Genomic DNA, 16,685 nt, shown 5'->3' with positions numbered 1-16,685 from the left:
ATAGTGTGTGCGCCGTGCAGATCTGGCGCTCCCTCGACGAGGTCCCGGGTGACCTCGGTCCGACCACCGTCGTGATCGGCAACTTCGACGGCGTCCACCTCGGGCACCGTCACGTGCTCGCCCGCGCCCGCGAGCTCGCGGACGAGCGGTCGCTGCCGGTCGTGGCGGTCACCTTCGACCCGCACCCGATGGCGGTGCTGCGTCCCGAGCACGCGCCCACGACGCTGACCTCGCTGGAGGTGCGGGCCGAGCTGCTCGGCTCGGTCGGCGCCGACTACGTGCTGGCGGTGCCCTTCGACCGCGCCGTGGCGAGCTGGTCGCCCGAGGAGTTCATCGAGCGGGTGCTCGTCGACAGCCTGCACGCCGCCGCCGTCGTGGTCGGCGCGAACTTCCGCTTCGGCAGCCGCGCTGCCGGTGACGTGGCGACGCTGCGCGAGGCGGGGTCCCGCCTCGGCTTCACCGCCGAGGGCATCCCGCTCGACGGCGGACCGCAGGTGTGGTCCTCGACGTACGTCCGGATGAGCCTGGCTGCCGGAGACGTGGCCGGGGCCGCCGAGGCGCTCGGTCGGCCGTACGCCGTGCGCGGCGTCGTCGTGCAGGGCGACCAGCGCGGTCGCGGGCTCGGGTTCCCGACCGCCAACGTGCCGACCGACGCGATGACCGCGGCGCCGCCGGACGGCGTCTACGCGGGCTGGCTGCGCCGCCGCGACACGGGGGAGACCTACCCGGCGGCGATCAGCGTCGGCACCAACCCGACCTTCGACGGCGTGCGCGACCGACGCGTCGAGAGCTACGTGCTCGACCGCACCGACCTCGAGCTGTACGGCGTGGAGGTCGAGGTCAGCTTCGTCGAGCGGCTGCGCGGCATGGTGGCGTTCGACTCCGTCGAGGCGCTCGTCGAGCAGATGACGGCCGACGTCGACCGAGCCCGCGAGCTGCTGGGCTGATGGATCCCGAGCCCGCCGAGCCCCTGGCGGCTGCCGAGGCGTGGTTCCAGCGGCACGGCCTGCCCTACTTCGTGCCGACCGAGCGGGCCGCCGTACGCGCCGCGCTGCGGCCGGGCCGGACCCTGCCGCTGCTCGTCGGCGTCGGCATCCTCGCCATCGCCGCCGGCGTGGGTCTCGCGTGGTTCTCCGACGAGATCACCGCCGGACCGGGCGTGCTGCTGGCGATCGTGCTGCTCGCCGCGCTCTGGTACGCCCTGACCGCGCTGCGCGCCCGTCCGATCGTCGGCTGGGCGCTCAGTCGGACCTCGGGCAGCGTCCGGCTGCTGCTCCCCATGACCACGCGGGCGCTGCCGCTGCTGCTGCTCGCGATCACGTTCCTCTTCATCAACACCGAGATGTGGCAGGTCGGCGGCAACCTCACCGTCGGCTCGCTCTGGCTCGTGGTGCTGCTCTTCGCGACGCTGGCGGTGGGATTCCTCTTCGTCCGGCTGCCCGAGGAGGTGGACCGCGCCGACGACGACGTCGACGACGCGTTCCTGCTCCGCACCTGCGCGAAGACGCCGCTCGCCGAGGCGTGCCGGGAGCTGGTCGACGATCCGGACGCCGACCCCGCGTCGTACGCCGAGGTCACCGGCTACGAGCGCTGGAACCTGATCCTGGTGCTGATGATCGTCCAGGTCGTGCAGGTGCTGCTGCTGTCACTGTCGGTGTTCGCGTTCCTGATGCTCTTCGGGACGTTGATCATGACCGGCAACGTGATGGAGGCCTGGCAGACCGACCCGAAGTTCAACACCTCACGAGCGCTGGTCCAGGTGTCGACCTTCCTCGCGTCGTCTCCGGGCTCTACCTGACGGTGTCGACCGTGACCGACGAGACCTACCGCGAGCAGTTCTTCGGCAGCGTCGTGCGCGAGCTCGAGCGTGCCGTCGGCGTCCGGGCCGTCTACCTGGCCCTGCGCAGCCGCTAGCCGCTTCGCGTCCTACTCGGCGTCGAGGTCCTTCTCGACCAGCGCGACGATCGCGTCCAGAGCGGCCTGGTCGTCGCTGCTGACCTCGACCAGGTCGCCGGGTCCGGCGCCGAGGGTCATGATCAGCAGCGAGGAGCTGGCGTCCACCGGCTCGTCGCCGGGGATGCCGAGCAGCACCTCGACGTCGAGCTCCTCGACCGCCTCGGCGATGAGCTGGGCGGGGCGGGCGTGCAGGCCGACGGAGGATCCGACGGCGACGGTCTTGCTGGGCATGCTGTTCTCCTTGTTCGAGGTCGATGAGGTACGACGATCAGACGGTGGCGAGCTCGCGCTCGGCGGCCGGCTCCGGGTCCGTGGAGCCGATCGACTTCAGGATGATCACAGCGATCGCGCCGACGACGACGCCGGCGATGAGAGCAATGAAGTAGCCGAGGATGTTGTCGACGGCGAACAGCACGAAGATCCCGCCGTGCGGTGCGCGGACGGCGACGTGCATGGCCATCGACAGGCCGCCGGTGACGGCCGAGCCGAGCATGATCGCGGGGATCACCCGGAGCGGGTCGGCCGCGGCGAACGGGATCGCGCCCTCGGTGATGAAGCTCAGTCCGAGTGCCCAGCCCGCCTTGCCGTTCTCACGTTCCGGCGCGTTGAACAGCCCGGGTCGGAGCACGGTGGCCAGGGCCAGGGCGATCGGCGGCACCATGCCCGCGAGCATCACGGCCGCCATGATCTGCAGCTCAGGTGCATCGCTGGCCAGGGCGGCGCCGCCGACGCCTGCGGCCGCGAAGCTGTAGGCGACCTTGTTGAGCGGACCGCCCATGTCGAAGGCCATCATCAGCCCGAGGATGACGCCCAGGATGATGGCGCTGCCACCGCTGAGCGAGTTGAGCCCGTCCTCCAGCTGACCCATGAGCCAGGCGATGGGTCGCCCGAAGACCACGATCATCAGGATGCCGGCGATGACGCTGGTGAACAGCGGGATGACCAGCACCGGCATCAGGCCGCGGGCCCAGGTGGGCACCTTCCAGCCGCCGATCCAGTGGGCGATCAGACCCGCGAGCACGCCGCCGACGATGGCACCGAGGAAGCCGGTCGCCGGAGTGCCGAACTGCATCACGTCGGCGGCGAGGCCACCCATGACGAAACCGGGCGCGATCCCGGGGCGGTCGGCGATGGCGTACGCGATGTAGCCGGCGAGTGCGGGGATGAAGAACAGGAACGCCGTCTTGCCGAGCACGAAGAAGATCGCGCCGATGTAGGCCATCAGTCCCGAGTCGAAGAGTGCGTGGTCGAGATTCAGGGCTGCAGGGTCGGGGAGGTCGAAGATCGAGTTGTTCTTCACGATGTCGGCTGCGGGCCCGACGATCTCGTAGCCGCCCAGGAGGAACGAGAGCGCGATCAGCAGGCCGCCGGCGGCGACGAACGGGATCATGTAGGAGACGCCGGTCATCAGCACCCGGCGGGTGCGACCGCCCCAGCTCTCGCCGGCGCTCGACGTCGAGGTGTCGCCGCCGTCGGTGCCGGAGCCCTCGACCCGTGAGGCGTTCGGGTCGTCGGCCGCCTGGAGCGCCTCGGTGATCATCTGATCGGCCTGGTCGAAGGGGCGCTTCACGCCCGACGAGACGAGCGGCTTGCCGGCGAAGCGACCCCGGTCGCGGACGCCGACGTCGACCGCGAAGATGACCGCCTCGGCCGACGCGATGGTCTCGGAGGTGAGCGGCTTGGCGCCGGCGGAGCCCTGGGTCTCGACCTGGAGGTCGACCCCGGCGCGCTCGGCGGCGGCCTCGAGCGCCTCGGCCGCCATGTAGGTGTGTGCGATGCCGGTCGGGCACGCGGTGACCGCGACCAGGCGGCGTCGGCCGGCAGGGGCGGCGGCGGGTGCGGCGGGAGCAGCCGCCGCGGGTGCCTCGCCGACGACCCCGTTGACGAGGTCGGCGACCTCCTGGGGCGTGCTGGCCGCGCGGAGGGCGTCGGTGAACGACGCCTTGACGAGCGAGCGGGCCAGCTTGGTGAGGAGCTGCAGGTGCGTGTTGCCGCCACCCTCGGGTGCGAGGATCAGGAAGGCCAGGTCGGCCGGACCGTCCTTGGCGCCGAAGTCGACCTTCGGAGCGAGCCGGGCGAAGACGAGCGTCGGCTCGTCGACCCCGGTCGTGCGGCAGTGGGGGATCGCGATGCCGCCCGGCAGGCCGGTGGGGTTCTTGGCCTCGCGCTCGAAGGCGTCGGTGACCACTTGGTCGACGTCGGTCGCGCGTCCCGCTTGGTCGGCGATACGGGCCAGGGCCCGTATCGCGTCGTGCTTGTCGGTGCCGAGGTCGGCGTCGAGACGCACGAGATCGGCGTTGATGAGGTCGGACATGATCACTCTCCCGAGATGATGTCGAGGCTGCGTACCGAGACCAGCTCGGGTCGTACCTGGTGGGGTTGCGGGATGGTCGTTCCCGGCAGTCCGGCGGCGGCGCTGCCGTACGCGACTGCGAGCGCGAGCCGCTGTGCGGGCTCGCGGTGCTGGAGCTCTCCGAGCAGGTAGCCGAAGAGGCTGGAGTCGCCGGCCCCGACCGTGCTGACCACGGTGGTCGGCGGCGGCGTGGCGCACCAGGCGCCCTCGGCGGTCACGAGGACGGCGCCGTGCGGTCCGAGGGTCGCGAGCACGGTCTCGACCCCGGAGTCCACCAGGGACCGGGCGGCGTCCGCAGCGGCGACCGGGTCGGACTCCAGGAGGTCGGCCGAGCCGCCGGTGAAGGACGCGAGCTCCTCGCCGTTGGGCTTCATCAGGTGCGGCGCCGCACCGGGGAGGCTGTCGACCAGGGCGCGCAGCGGCGCGTCGCTCGTGTCGACGGCGATCTTGGCGTCGGTGTCGCGCAGCGCGGAGACCAGCTCGGCGTACCACTCGGGCGGCGTGCCGGGCGGGAGCGAGCCCGCGAGCACCACCCAGTCGGCCGTGGCGGCCCGGCGGCACAGCGCGTCGCCGAGCTCGTCGCGTACGGCGTGGGTCAGGTGCGGCCCGGGGCTGTTGAGCTTGGTGGTGGTGCCGTCGGGCTCGGTGATGGTGATGTTCACGCGCAGAGTGCCGTCGTGGTGGACCGGCCGGCAGTCGATGCCCGCGGCCAGGAGCTCGTGGACGAACGGGTCGTCCTTGGCGGCCGGGATCACCGCGAGCGTGGGCACGCCGGCGGCCACCGAGGCCCGCGAGATGTTGACGCCCTTGCCCCCGGCCTGCGAGATCACCGAGTCGGCACGGATCACCGCGCCGCGCTCGAGCGGTCCGCCGAGGTGCACCGTGCGGTCGTGGCTGGGGTTCGCCGTGAAGGTGACGATCACGCGATCACGACCTGCGGCCCGGCGGCCTCGAACGTCTCGCGGTCGCCGGACGCCATCCCGTCGTCGGTGACGAGCACGTCGACCTGCTCGAGCGTCGCGAACCGGATGGCCGCCTCCGCCCCGACCTTGCTGGAGTCGGTGAGGCAGACGACGAGCCGGGCGGCACCGACCATGGCGCGCTTGGCCGCCGCCTCGTCGTGGTCGGGCGTCGAGAGCCCGTGGTCGGCGGTGATGCCGTTGGTGCCGAGGAACGCGACGTCGACCCGCAGCCGCTCGAGCGCGGTGATCGTGTCGGCGCCGACGGCGGCCTGGGTCGTGCTGCGCACCCGCCCCGGCAGCAGGTGGAGGTCGATGTTCGGCTGCCCGGCCAGTCGCGCGGCGATCGGGACGGCGTGGGTCACGATCGTGAGCCGGTGGTCGCGGGGGAGGAGCTGGGCGAAGCGGCCGGTCGTCGAGCCGGCGTCCAGCAGCACGGTGCCGCCGGCGGGCGGGAGCTGCTCGAGGGCGGCCTTCGCGACCCGCTCCTTCTCGGCGGTGTTGGCCTGGTCGCGCTCGCCGAGCCCGGACTCGATCACGGCCAGCGAGCTCGCGGGCACCGCCCCGCCGTGCACGCGCCGCACCAGGCCGATCCGCTCGAGGACCGACAGGTCGCGACGCACGGTCTCCGTGGTGACGTCGAAGCGCTCCGAGATCTCGTTCACCGACAGTCGTCCGCGCTCGGTGACGAGCTGGGCCATAGCCTGCTGGCGCTCTTCGGCGTACATTGCGGTCAGCCCCCTTCGATCTTTGTATCTGTTGTTTTACGCCCGAATGTGTTGACTGTCAAGCATGCCGAGCGTTTACTTGTGAGCATGGTCACCAGCTCCCCCTCCCTGCTCCGCGGCACGCCGGTCGTCCCCGGGATCGCCCACGGACCGGCCGTCGTGGTCCGCACCGAGATCTCCGCGGACGCCATCGCAGCCTTCGACGGATCGGCGTTCGCCGACGTGGATGCCGCCCTGTCGGCGTACGACGCCGCGGCCGGCGCCGTCGCCGAGGGCTTCGTACGCCGCGCCTCCGGCGTGACCGGCGACGCGGCCAAGGTGCTGACCGCCAGCGCCGGGCTGGCCCGCGACTCGGGGCTGCGCGGCGCGGTCCGCAAGCACCTGCGGGGCGGGGACGACCTCCTCGCCTCGGTGCACGCCGGGGTCGAGCAGTTCGTCACCGTGTTCACCGGCATGGGCGGCCTGATGGCCGAGCGGGTGACCGACCTGCGCGACATCGAGCGCCGGATCACCGCCCACCTCGTGGGTGAGCCGGAGCCGGGCGTCGGGGTGCCGACGACGCCGTGCGTGCTGGTCGCCGAGGACCTCGCGCCGTCCGACACAGCCGGCCTGGACCCGGCACTCGTGCTCGCGCTCGTGACCGAGCGCGGCGGGCCGACCAGCCACACCGCGATCATCGCCCGCCAGCTCGGCATCCCCTGCGTGGTCGGCGTCGCGGGCGCGATGACGATCGCCGAGGGCACCCAGCTGCTCGTCGACGGCGCGTCGGGCGCGGTCGAGATCGACCCCCAGGACGCGGAGGCGCGGGTCGCCGCGGACGTCGAGAGCCGGGCCGCGCTGGCCGCGTGGGACGGCCCGGGCCGCACCGCCGACGGCGTGCCCGTGAAGATCCTCGCCAACGTCGCCGACGGCGCCTCGGCCCGCACGGCCGCGGACGCGCCGGTCCAGGGCGTCGGGCTCTTCCGCACCGAGCTGAGCTTCCTGAACCGCAAGGAGGAGCCCTCCGTCGACGAGCAGGCGGCCATCTACCGCGAGGTGCTCGACGCCTTCGGCGGGGAGCGGTACGTCGTGGTGCGGACGCTCGACGCCGGGTCGGACAAGCCGGTCGCCTACGCCACCCTGGACGGCGAGGAGAACCCCGCCCTCGGCGTCCGCGGACTGCGGCTCTCCTTCGACAACCCCGGGCTCATGGACCGTCAGCTCGACGCGGTCGCGCTGGCCGCGAAGGACGCCGGCACGGAGGCGTGGGTGATGGCGCCGATGGTGGCGACGGTCGCCGAGGCCGCCGACTTCGCTGCGAAGGTGCATGAGCGGGGGCTGAAGGCCGGCGTCATGGTCGAGGTCCCGAGCGCGGCGCTGCTCGCACACCGGATGCTCGAGGTGGTCGACTTCCTCTCGATCGGCACCAACGACCTGACGCAGTACACGATGGCCGCCGACCGGATGGCGACCGACCTCGCGCACCTGACCGACCCGTGGCAGCCGGCCGTCCTGCAGCTGATCGCGATCACGGCGGAGGCCGGCCGCCAGGCCGGCAAGCCGGTCGGCGTCTGCGGTGAGGCCGCGGCCGATCCGCTGCTTGCCTGCGTGCTCGTGGGCATGGGCATCACCTCGCTGTCGATGGCCGCGGCCGCGGTGCGACCCGTCGGAGCGCGGCTGGCGACGGCCACCCTGGACGCGTGCGAGGAGGCCGCCGAGGCCGCTCTCTCCGCCGCCGACCCGAACGCCGCCCGCGAGGCGGTCCGAGCGCTGCTGCTCTGATCAGACCCGCAGCCAGGCGAGGACGGCCCGCACCCGGCGGTGGTCATCCTCGTCGATGGGCAGGTCGAGCTTCGTGAAGATGCTGTTGATGTGCTTCGCGACGGCCTTCTCGGTGACGTGCAGCTGGGCGGCGATGGCCGCGTTGGAGCGACCCCCGGCCATCAGGCCGAGCACCTCCTGCTCGCGCGGCGTGAGGCGCTCCAGCGGCTCCTCGCGCTGCCGCGCCATCACGGTGGCGACGACCTCGGGGTCCAGCACCGTGCCGCCCGCGGCGACGCGTCGTACGCCGTCCACGAACTCGGCGACGTCGGAGACCCGGTCCTTGAGCAGGTAGCCGACGGCCCCGACGCCGCTGGCCAGCAGCTCACGGGCGTAGAGCTGCTCGACGTACTGCGAGAGCACCATCACCGGGAAGCCCGGCCGCGCCGCGCGGACGGCGATGGCGGCACGCAGGCCCTCGTCGGTCTGCGTCGGTGGCAGGCGTACGTCGAGGACGGCCGCCTCCGCCTCCGGGTCGAGCAGCGCCTGCTCGAGCGCGGGTGCGTTGTCGACCGCGTGGAGGATCGTGAAGCCGTTGCCCTCGAGGAGCTGGATCAGGCCGGCCCGGAGGAGGGCGTGGTCTTCGGCGAGGACAAGTCGCACGGGACCTCCAGGGTGATGATCGTCGGGCCGCCGGCCGGGCTCGAGACGCTGAGCGTGCCGTCGAAGGCGGCCAGTCGCCGCATGACCCCCAGCATGCCGGTTCCGGCGCCCGGATCGGCACCGCCACGTCCGTCGTCGCCCACGACGGCCTGCAGCAGACCGTCGTGCCAGCGCAGCGTGATCCAGCCGTTGCGCGCGCCGGAGTGCTTGCCGAGGTTGGCGAGGCACTCGGCGACGCCGAAGTAGACGGCCGACTCCACCGGGGCCGGTGGCCGTCCGGGCAGCCGCGCGTCGACCGTCACGGGGATCGCCATGTCGAGCGCGAGGGCCGCGACAGCGCCGGCCAGCCCGCGGTCGGCGAGCACCGGCGGGTGGATGCCGCGCACCACCGAGCGCAGGTCGCCGATCGCCGCCGACGTGGTCGCCCGGGCGTCGCGCACCAGCTGGCGCGCCTGCTCCGGGTCCTCGGTGTCGAACGCGGCCTCCGCCATGCCCAGGCTCATCGACAGCGCGACCAGCCGGGCCTGCGCCCCGTCGTGGAGGTCGCGCTCCAGGCGCCGCAGCTCGGCCGCCGAGTGGTCGACGAGGTCGGCGCGCGTCTCGGTCAGCTCCTGCACCCGCTGCTCGAGCTTCTCGGTGCGGCTGTAGCACAGGAGCATCCGGTCGAACCTCGCCCGTGCCTGCATCAGCGGTGGGGTCACGAACCACCAGATGAACCCGGTGACGACCCCCAGCAGCAGGATGATCACGACCAGCGAGACCGTGATGCCGACGAACGGGGCGACCAGCAGCCACAGCAGGTCGCGCCACGTCATCGGGTCGGCCAGCACCGTGCGCGCCTGGGCGAAGAAGCCCTCCGGCGGCAGTGGTCGGTACGGCGAGGGGAGGGTGACCTCGAGGGTGTCCGCGGCCATCGTCCGGTGCAGGTTCGCGATCCACCGGGTCGTCGGCACGACCCCGGCGAGGATGACCAGCCCGACCCAGACGACGACGAGCGCGCCGCCCACGACCCACAGCACGAAGAGCACGATCATCACGATCGAGAGGAAGAGCTGGGCGACGGCGTAGCCCGTCAGTCGGAGGCGCAACACGCGACCATCCTCCCCGGCAGGCCCGACCTCGCACAGGGGTGCAGGCACCACCATCGACCGGGTCCCAGCGCCCCTGACGTGCGCCGTCCGCGATCCGAGGCTGGAGGCATCCCTTCCCACCACGGAATCCCAGGAGAGACGGCCATGGGCAACCCACTCACAGCAGTACCGATGAAGGCGGCGCGCTGGAGCGCCCTCCACCCCTGGCGAGCGATCCTCGGCTGGATCGCGTTCGTCGCGTTCGCGGTCGGGCTCGCGGTCGCCATCCCCACCCACGAGGCCACCGACGCCGACTACCGCATCGGTGAGTCCGGCCGGGCGGACGCGATGGTGGCGCAGGCGCACCTCGAGCAGCCCGACACCGAGAACATCCTGATCACGGCCACCTCGGGCGCCCTCGACGCGTCCCAGGCGGAGCAGGCGGCGGCCGCCGTGGTCGCCGGAGCGAAGACCGCCGACGGCGTCGCCGACGTGGCGAAGCCGCAGTGGAACGAGGACCGCACAGCGCTCCTCGTCCCCGTCGAGCTCGCCTCGGGCGTCGACGACGCGGACGCCGTGCAGGCGGTGACCGATGGTGTCCAGGACGACTTCCCCGACCTCCAGGTGCGCCAGGCCGGCGACGTCAGCGTCGACGCGGCCATCAACGACCGGGTGGCCGAGGACCTCAGCTCGGCCGAGACGATCAGCCTGCCGGTCACCCTGGTCCTGATGGCGCTCGCCTTCGGCGCGCTCATCGCGGCCGGCATCCCCGTGCTGCTCGCCGGGACCAGCGTCGCCGCGACGATCGGCCTGCTGGCGCCGCTGTCGCACCTGGTCCCGTCGGAGCCGACGGTCTCCAGCATGATCGTGCTGATCGGCATGGCGGTCGGCGTCGACTACTCGCTCTTCTACCTCAAGCGCGAGCGCGAGGAGCGCGCCAAGGGCCACGCCACCCTGGACGCCGTCGAGATCGCGGCCCGGACGTCGGGCCACTCCATCCTGGTGTCCGGCGGTGCGGTGATCGCCTCGATGGCCGGCCTGTTCGTCGTCGGCAACGCGACCTTCAACTCGCTGGCCGTCGGCTCGATCCTGGTCGTCGCGGTCGCCGTCCTCGGCTCCATCACCGTGCTCCCGGCGCTGCTGGTCAAGCTCGGCCGCTGGGTCGACCGTCCGCGGGTGCCGCTCCTGTGGCGCCTCAACCGCCGGATCGGTCGCGGCGGGATCAGCAGCCGGCTGCTGGCCCCGGTGGTCCGCCACCCCGTGATCGCCCTCGGCCTGTCCGGTGTCGTGATCCTCGGCCTCGCCATCCCTGCGCTGGGCATGAAGACGCACTCGGGCACGCTCGACACGCTGCCCGCCTCGATCCCGCAGGTGCAGACGGTCAAGGACATCAGCAAGAGCTTCCCGGCCGACGAGGGTGCGTCGGCGCGCGTCGTCGTCCGCTCCGGCGGCGCCTCGACGCAGGAGGTCGAGGCCGCCCTCGACGAGCTGACGAAGCAGGCGGTCGCGACCGGTGACTTCGTGTCCTCGGGTCGCGGGGTCGAGACCTCGAAGGACGGCTCGACGTCCGTCATCGTCCTCGGCATGCCGTTCGACGAGACCGACCCGCGGGTGGACGACGCACTGCACGAGCTGCGCCAGGACCTGGTGCCGGCCACCCTCGACGGGCTCGGCGAGCACGCGGTCGGCGGCGGAGCGGCGGAGAGCCTCGACTTCGCCGAGCAGCAGGACGGCCGGCTGGTGCTGGTCATCGGGTTCGTGCTGCTGCTGACGATGACGATCATGGCCGTCACCTTCCGCAGCGCGCCCCTCGCGCTGATCTCGACCGGCCTCAACCTGGCGTCGATCGGTGCTGCGTTCGGCGTGATGACGCTGGTCTTCCAGCACGGCTGGGGGAGCGGGATGCTCGACTTCACCAGTCCCGGGTTCGTCATCGACTGGCTCCCGCTCTTCGTGCTGGTCGTGCTGGTCGGGCTCTCGATGGACTACCACGTCTTCGTGCTGAGCCGGATCCGCGAGCACATGGAGACCGGTCTGCCGACCCGGCTCGCGGTCGAGCGGGGCATCGCCGACACGGCGGGCGTCGTCACCAGTGCGGCGGCCGTGATGGTCTCGGTCTTCGCGATCTTCGCCACCCTGAGCATGCTCGAGATGAAGATGATGGGTGTCGGCCTCTCGGCGGCCATCCTGCTCGATGCCACGCTGATCCGCCTGGTCATGCTGCCGGCGATCCTGGTGCTGCTCGGCGACAAGGTCTGGTGGCCGTGGAAGCCGCGTCGCCCGCAGGCACGCGTCGTCCAGGAGCCGGAGCCGGCGTACGCCGCGACCCGGTGACGGCAGGGTGCGGCGAGTCTTAATACGAGTAAGTCACTCGTGTTAATGTCCGAGGATGGAAGCCTCGTCTCGGGCGACGACTCGCCGCACCCTGCTCCGCACCGCCGCCGTCGTGGGCGGTGCCCCCGCCACGCATGCGCTCGCGCCTCTCGGCCGGGCGCTTGCCGGCGCTCCGGCCATCCTCAAGCCGCTGCCGGCCGACCAGTTCGTCGACTTCGGCACCAATGCCGAGATGCGGTGGAGCTCGGTCGACCCGCGCCGCTACCTGACGCCCCAGGCGCGGCTCTTCGTCCGCAACCACACGGCGACGCCGACGATCGACGCTGCGACGTACGTCCTGAAGGTGCACGGCGACGGGCTCCGTACGCCACGCACCGCCGCCGACCCGCTCACCGTGACCCTGCGTGACCTGAAGCGGCTCCCGCGCACGACGCTGGTCAGCACCCACGAGTGCACCGGCAACGGGCGCAGCTTCTTCTCGACCCAGCAGGGCACCCCGGCCACCGGGACGGCCTGGACGCTCGGGGCCGTCGGCACCGTCCGGTGGGAGGGGGTGCGACTGCGCGACCTCCTGCACCACCTCGGTCTCGACCGCGACGCCGTCTCCGTGCAGGGGACGGGCCTCGACCCCAGCTACGTGACGGGCGGCGTCGACTACGGCCCGGTCCGGCGACCGTTCCCGGTCACCAAGGCGCTCGACGACGCCCTGCTCGCCTGGGGGATGAACGGCGAGCCGCTGCTCCCCGACCACGGCTACCCGCTGCGACTGGTGTTGCCCGGGTGGGTCGGCATCGGCAGCATCAAGTGGCTCGGCTCGCTCGAGGTGTCGACCACCGAGCTGAGCTCACCGTGGAACACCAAGTGGTACCGGATCGGGGACGAGGTCCTCAGCACCAACCCGGTCCGCTCCGCCTGGGAGCTGCCCTGGGGCGCCGAGCTCGACCGGAGGCGGCGGCTCGACCTGACCGGTCGCTCCTGGAGCGGCGCCGCGCCGGTACGCCGGGTCGAGGTGAGCGCCGACGGCGGCGCGACCTGGCAGCGGGCGAAGGTGCGACCGGCCCGCGAGCACGGCTGGAGCCAGTGGTCCTGGACCTGGTCGCGGCCCGAGTCCGGGGCCTACGAGCTCCTCGCACGGGCGACCGACGCGGCCGGACGCACCCAGCCGCTGGTGACGGCGTTCAACGACAACGGCTACTTCTTCGACGCCGTCGTGCGGCACCCGGTGACGGTCGTCTGACTCCGCCCAGACGCCGACATGGGTCGGCCCGGTGCCCCCAGCACCGGGCCGACGTCTGTCCCGCCGAGATCAGGAGGCGGGGGTCTCCTGCGCGGCGGTGCAGCTCTCGAGACGCTCGTTGGCCTTGGCCAGCCGCATCTGCTGGGCCTTCTTCGCCTCGCCGGCCTTCGACTTCTTCGCCTGGGCGTCGTGCAGGGCTGCGATGGCGGCAGACCGCTCGGAGCGGTTGTCGGCGTGCTTGACGTCCTGCCGGGCGTCGGCCACGTGCTCCTTCTGCTTCGCGAAGACGGCGGTCACGCGCGCCAGTGCGTCCTCGGCCTTCTGGACCTGCCGCTCCTGCTTCGCGCACGGGGCGGGGTCGGGCCGGTCGGCCTGGGCGGCGATCGGTGCGACACCGACGGTGAGGGCAGCGCTCGAGAGGAGGGCGACGGTCGTCGTCCGGATGCGGTGCATGTCTTCTCCTTGGTCTCGGGGCTCGTGGCCCCGTGGACAGGTCATGGAGAACATGTCGCCGGACCGGGCAGGCGTTACAGCGGCGTGCCCGTGCTCTCGGGCTTCGCCGGGTGGGTCGGCTTGGTGGGGTGGGGCTTCTTCGTCGGGTGGGGCTTCTTCGTCGGGTGGGCCGGCTTCGTGGGATGCGCGGGCTTGGTCGGGTGGGCCGGCTTCGTGGGGTTCGCCGCCTGGGTGGGGTGGGCCGGCTTCGTCGGGTGGGCGGGCTTGGTCGGATCGGCCGACTGCCCGGGCTGCGCCGGACCGGTCGACGCGCCGGGGGAACTGGTCGGTCGACCGCTCTGCTCGTGGGTCGACGGGCCCGGCCCGCCGGGCGTCGCGGCGCTCGTCGGGGTCGCGGGGGTCGTAGGGGCCGTCGGCGCCTCGGTGGGCCCGGGCGCCGGGGTGCTCGGGTGCGGCCGCACCGGAGGCTCCGGCTGCGGTGACGTCGGCCAGATCGGGTCGACCCAGCCGGCGGCGTACGAGACACCGAACCCGCCGAGGACGACGCCGGCCGCCAGCACCGCTGCCGGTACGACGACGCGCAGACGGCTCCGCGCGTGGGCCGGTCGAGGCGCCGTGCGCGAGAGGGCGGCCAGCCGGGTCACCAGCTCGTCGTCGACCAGCGGCTCGTCGACCGACGCGCGCAGGGCGCGTCGGACGTCGGAGCGGGAGGATCGGCGCGTCACGGGATGAACATGTCACAAGAGGCGTCGATCGTTACGCTCCGGGAGCCGTCGAACGGGAAGGGGGCGGGTGGCTGTGTCTCGTGCACGCAACGGACCGATCGTCTCTCGCGCCCTCGAGGGCGACGAGGGGGCGTGGCGGGAGCTCTACGCCCGGCACGGCCGCCGGCTGCGCGTCTGGCTCGCGTCCCTGCCCTCGGGCGATCCGGCGGCGTCGCCGGAGGACGTCGCCGCCGAGGCGTGGCTGACCGCCGCGAGCAAGATCGGTGAGTTCTCGGGCTCCGACGACGACTTCGCGGGCTGGTTGTTCACGATCGCCCGGCTCCACCTCAACAACCGCAGGCGTGCCGCGCAGCGCCGACGTACCGACGCGCACGAGCCCGGTTCGTCGGACGTCGAGTGGGGGATCACGGACTCCCCGGAGGGCGAGGTGGTCGGACAGGCCGAGACCAGGCGGCTGCTGGCGCTGCTCAGCCCGCGTGAGGCGGAGGTGCTGGCCTGTCTGGAGGTCGTCGGTCTCGACGTGGCGTCGACGGCCCGGGCGCTCGACATGAGCCCGACCGCGGTGCGGGTCGCGCGACACCGCGCCCTGGGCCGGCTGCGGACCCTGCTGGGAGCTCCGGAGAGCCCCTGAGCGCCGGTCCAGACCGGGTTTCGCGCCCCCGGTCCCGGGACACCCTGTGTGCGGGGCGCCCGACCGGGCGCGACACAGAGGGAGAGCACACGTCATGGGCTACGGACTCGGCATCTTCTTGCTGGCGGTGGGGCTGATCCTGGCCCTGGCCGTCACCGATCAGCTCGCCAACGTCGACCTCACGATGGTCGGCTGGATCCTGAGCGCCGCGGGCGCGCTCGTCATCGTCCTCACGGCCGCCACCACTGCCTCGCGGCGCCGCTCGACGGCCGTCACGCAGTACTCCGACGGCAGCCGCGTCGTGCAGGAGCGCAACGACCCGCCGCCGGCCGTCTGAGGCGACCGGGTCCCCGGTCTAGAGGTCCTGGACGACCCGAGGCTGCGCGTCGGGTCGTAGCCAGGTCAGCAGCCAGCGCATCTGGCGTGGGTTGCCCACCTGGGTGCAGCCCGCCGTGGGTGCCCACCGGTGTCCCGGCTTCGAGGTGTGGAAGAAGATCCCGCTTCCGCGTCCTGGGACCGGTCGTGGGCCGACCCCGGGGTGCAGCCGCACCCGGTTGTAGTCCACGACCCAGCCCGACCGCATCGAGGGCCGGTCGCCGGACGTGACCCCGGGGACCTCCAGCCAGGTGTTGTAGTTGGGCCCGGCGCTCGCCGAGACGATCGACGTCGCCCGGCGCTGTCGCCACGGCATCTCGCCGGGGTTGCTGGTCGTCGTCGTGAAGGTGACCTTGATCCGGAACACGCCGACGGGGGAGCGACCGTCGCCCTCACGGCGCTTGCCCCACCCGTGGACGCCGATCGTGGAGCGGAACTCCCGCACCTTCGTCCAGGTCCCGTCGTCGGCGCGCTCCCAGGCCTGGGTGAGCGTGCACCACACCCGGCGGCAGTACTGGTGGCTCGAGACGGTGCGCACCACCTGGGTCGTCCCGGCCGGCAGCTGTTGCGCCCACGGGGGCTCTGCGACCCGGGCGACCCGGGCTGACGGGGCGCTGGCCTGGGCGGGGAGCACGGCACACGTCGTGCCGACCAGGGCGAGCGCGACCAGGAGTCTTCCGAGGCGTTGCAGCACGCTCCGATGGTCGCACGCCCGATTGGGCTCCCGCGCCGCCTGCGCGGTAAGGTTCTGCGGTTGCCTGACAGGCAGCACCGCCGTCCAACGGCCGCGGAATGAGAGTGCCCCGGTGAACAGGCCCGGGCGCGCCGCGCAACGACTGGGCCCGCGAGGGCCGGAGAAGGAGCCCGCATGTCGATCGGTACCGACGCGGAGACCAAGAAGAAGATCGCCGCCGAGTACGCCACGTCCGAGGGTGACACCGGTTCGCCCGAGGTCCAGATCGCTCTGCTGAGCCACCGCATCAGCCACCTCACGGAGCACCTCAAGACCCACAAGCACGACCACCACAGCCGTCGTGGTCTGCTGCTGCTCGTCGGCCGTCGCCGTCGTCTGCTCAACTACCTGCAGAAGACCGAGATCGCCCGCTACCGCTCCATTGTCGAGCGCCTCGGCCTCCGCCGCTGAGCGACGCCCAGCGCGCGCCCTGGCTGCGTGGTCGTCGCTCGACGGCCGCTTCGCTCCCAGGCCGCCTTCGCTCCTCCGCCTTGCCAGGACACGCGCTGGACACCGCTCTCGAGGAGGGCAGTGTCCGGCGCGTTTCCGCATAACGGACCAACGTCGATAGTCTCGACGTCGTACGACAACTGAATCCGAGTACTACCCCCAGGAGCCGACCGCCTCGGCTGTCCCGGTCCTCGGTAGTGGCTTCCGCTGTAGCAGCGTGGGCCTCGATCGAAGACCGGCAGCAACGGCGGCTCCGTGAACAGAACAGGGAACGACCC

17 protein-coding genes are annotated in these 16,685 nt (G+C 72.4%); 8 read left to right on the top strand and 9 right to left on the bottom strand.

All coding sequences use genetic code 11. From position 1 onward, the window contains the following. Window positions 1-14: 14 nt before the first annotated feature. Window positions 15-947: a bifunctional riboflavin kinase/FAD synthetase gene (locus ASC77_RS04090; RefSeq protein WP_056149874.1), complete on the top strand. Its 933-nt coding sequence runs from the start codon at window positions 15-17 to the stop codon at window positions 945-947. Continuing rightward, window positions 947-1,798, top strand: coding sequence for a hypothetical protein (locus ASC77_RS04085; RefSeq protein ID WP_200944882.1), 852 nt, complete (start codon window positions 947-949; stop codon window positions 1,796-1,798). Before ASC77_RS04090 ends, ASC77_RS04085 begins: the two co-directional genes overlap by 1 nt. 128 nt (window positions 1,799-1,926) lie before the next feature. On the opposite strand, the gene ASC77_RS04080 is transcribed toward ASC77_RS04085, so the two are convergent. From ASC77_RS04080 to ASC77_RS04065, 4 genes are read right to left on the bottom strand one after another with little or no spacing between them, the layout of a single operon-like run. Then, complete coding sequence (locus tag ASC77_RS04080) at window positions 1,927-2,187, bottom strand: HPr family phosphocarrier protein (RefSeq protein WP_056149054.1); 261 nt, start codon at window positions 2,185-2,187, stop codon at window positions 1,927-1,929. A gap of 37 nt (window positions 2,188-2,224) precedes the next feature. Beyond that, entirely contained in the window at window positions 2,225-4,273 is a 2,049-nt protein-coding gene (locus ASC77_RS04075) for a fructose-specific PTS transporter subunit EIIC (RefSeq protein ID WP_200944911.1), read from the bottom strand. After that, window positions 4,273-5,232, bottom strand: a complete 960-nt coding sequence (locus ASC77_RS04070; RefSeq protein WP_056149050.1) for a 1-phosphofructokinase family hexose kinase — start codon at window positions 5,230-5,232, stop codon at window positions 4,273-4,275. The genes ASC77_RS04075 and ASC77_RS04070 overlap by 1 nt, the downstream gene beginning before the upstream one ends. Next, the gene (locus tag ASC77_RS04065) at window positions 5,229-5,969 is read right to left on the bottom strand and encodes a DeoR/GlpR family DNA-binding transcription regulator (protein ID WP_414813157.1); all 741 of its coding nucleotides are present in this window, start codon (window positions 5,967-5,969) and stop codon (window positions 5,229-5,231) included. The genes ASC77_RS04070 and ASC77_RS04065 overlap by 4 nt, the downstream gene beginning before the upstream one ends. 114 nt (window positions 5,970-6,083) lie before the next feature. On the opposite strand from ASC77_RS04065, the gene ptsP reads away from it, so the two are divergent. Next, a complete protein-coding gene (gene ptsP / locus ASC77_RS04060) occupies window positions 6,084-7,757 on the top strand; it encodes a phosphoenolpyruvate--protein phosphotransferase (RefSeq protein WP_056149045.1) in 1,674 nt (557 codons plus the stop codon). Here the strand turns inward: ptsP and ASC77_RS04055 are convergent, their stop codons facing one another. Both ASC77_RS04055 and ASC77_RS04050 read right to left on the bottom strand, forming a co-directional pair. Next, window positions 7,758-8,399 (bottom strand): LuxR C-terminal-related transcriptional regulator, encoded by a 642-nt coding sequence (locus tag ASC77_RS04055; RefSeq protein WP_056149044.1) that lies wholly within the window; start codon window positions 8,397-8,399, stop codon window positions 7,758-7,760. Then, on the bottom strand, window positions 8,351-9,490 hold the full coding sequence (locus ASC77_RS04050) for a sensor histidine kinase (protein WP_056149042.1): 1,140 nt from the start codon (window positions 9,488-9,490) through the stop codon (window positions 8,351-8,353). The genes ASC77_RS04055 and ASC77_RS04050 overlap by 49 nt, the downstream gene beginning before the upstream one ends. A 144-nt stretch (window positions 9,491-9,634) precedes the next feature. Between ASC77_RS04050 and ASC77_RS04045 the strand changes: the two genes are divergently transcribed. After that, the gene (locus ASC77_RS04045; RefSeq protein ID WP_056149040.1) at window positions 9,635-11,803 is read left to right on the top strand and encodes an MMPL family transporter; all 2,169 of its coding nucleotides are present in this window, start codon (window positions 9,635-9,637) and stop codon (window positions 11,801-11,803) included. Window positions 11,804-11,858: 55 nt separating this feature from the next. Then, window positions 11,859-13,040 carry a sulfite oxidase gene (locus ASC77_RS04040; RefSeq protein WP_056149038.1) on the top strand — a complete coding sequence of 394 codons (1,182 nt, stop codon included), beginning with the start codon at window positions 11,859-11,861 and terminating at the stop codon, window positions 13,038-13,040. A 69-nt stretch (window positions 13,041-13,109) separates the two neighbouring features. Here ASC77_RS04040 and ASC77_RS04035 read toward each other — a convergent pair whose 3' ends face one another. Next, window positions 13,110-13,493, bottom strand: coding sequence for a hypothetical protein (locus tag ASC77_RS04035; protein WP_056149037.1), 384 nt, complete (start codon window positions 13,491-13,493; stop codon window positions 13,110-13,112). Between the two features lie 74 nt (window positions 13,494-13,567). After that, window positions 13,568-14,218, bottom strand: coding sequence for a hypothetical protein (locus ASC77_RS04030; protein ID WP_056149035.1), 651 nt, complete (start codon window positions 14,216-14,218; stop codon window positions 13,568-13,570). A 73-nt stretch (window positions 14,219-14,291) separates the two neighbouring features. On the opposite strand from ASC77_RS04030, the gene ASC77_RS04025 reads away from it, so the two are divergent. After that, window positions 14,292-14,849 (top strand): RNA polymerase sigma factor, encoded by a 558-nt coding sequence (locus tag ASC77_RS04025; protein ID WP_056149033.1) that lies wholly within the window; start codon window positions 14,292-14,294, stop codon window positions 14,847-14,849. 94 nt (window positions 14,850-14,943) lie between these two features. Beyond that, window positions 14,944-15,186 (top strand): DUF6458 family protein, encoded by a 243-nt coding sequence (locus tag ASC77_RS04020; RefSeq protein WP_056149031.1) that lies wholly within the window; start codon window positions 14,944-14,946, stop codon window positions 15,184-15,186. Between the two features lie 18 nt (window positions 15,187-15,204). Here ASC77_RS04020 and ASC77_RS04015 read toward each other — a convergent pair whose 3' ends face one another. Further along, window positions 15,205-15,918 carry a L,D-transpeptidase family protein gene (locus ASC77_RS04015; protein ID WP_235547440.1) on the bottom strand — a complete coding sequence of 238 codons (714 nt, stop codon included), beginning with the start codon at window positions 15,916-15,918 and terminating at the stop codon, window positions 15,205-15,207. Between the two features lie 174 nt (window positions 15,919-16,092). Between ASC77_RS04015 and rpsO the strand changes: the two genes are divergently transcribed. Continuing rightward, complete coding sequence (rpsO, locus tag ASC77_RS04010) at window positions 16,093-16,368, top strand: 30S ribosomal protein S15 (protein WP_056149027.1); 276 nt, start codon at window positions 16,093-16,095, stop codon at window positions 16,366-16,368. Window positions 16,369-16,685 lie beyond the last annotated feature (317 nt).

This window comes from Nocardioides sp. Root1257 (assembly GCF_001425175.1).
In the GTDB taxonomy this organism is placed as follows: domain Bacteria; phylum Actinomycetota; class Actinomycetes; order Propionibacteriales; family Nocardioidaceae; genus Nocardioides.
This window is presented reverse-complemented; position numbering and strand designations above follow the sequence as displayed.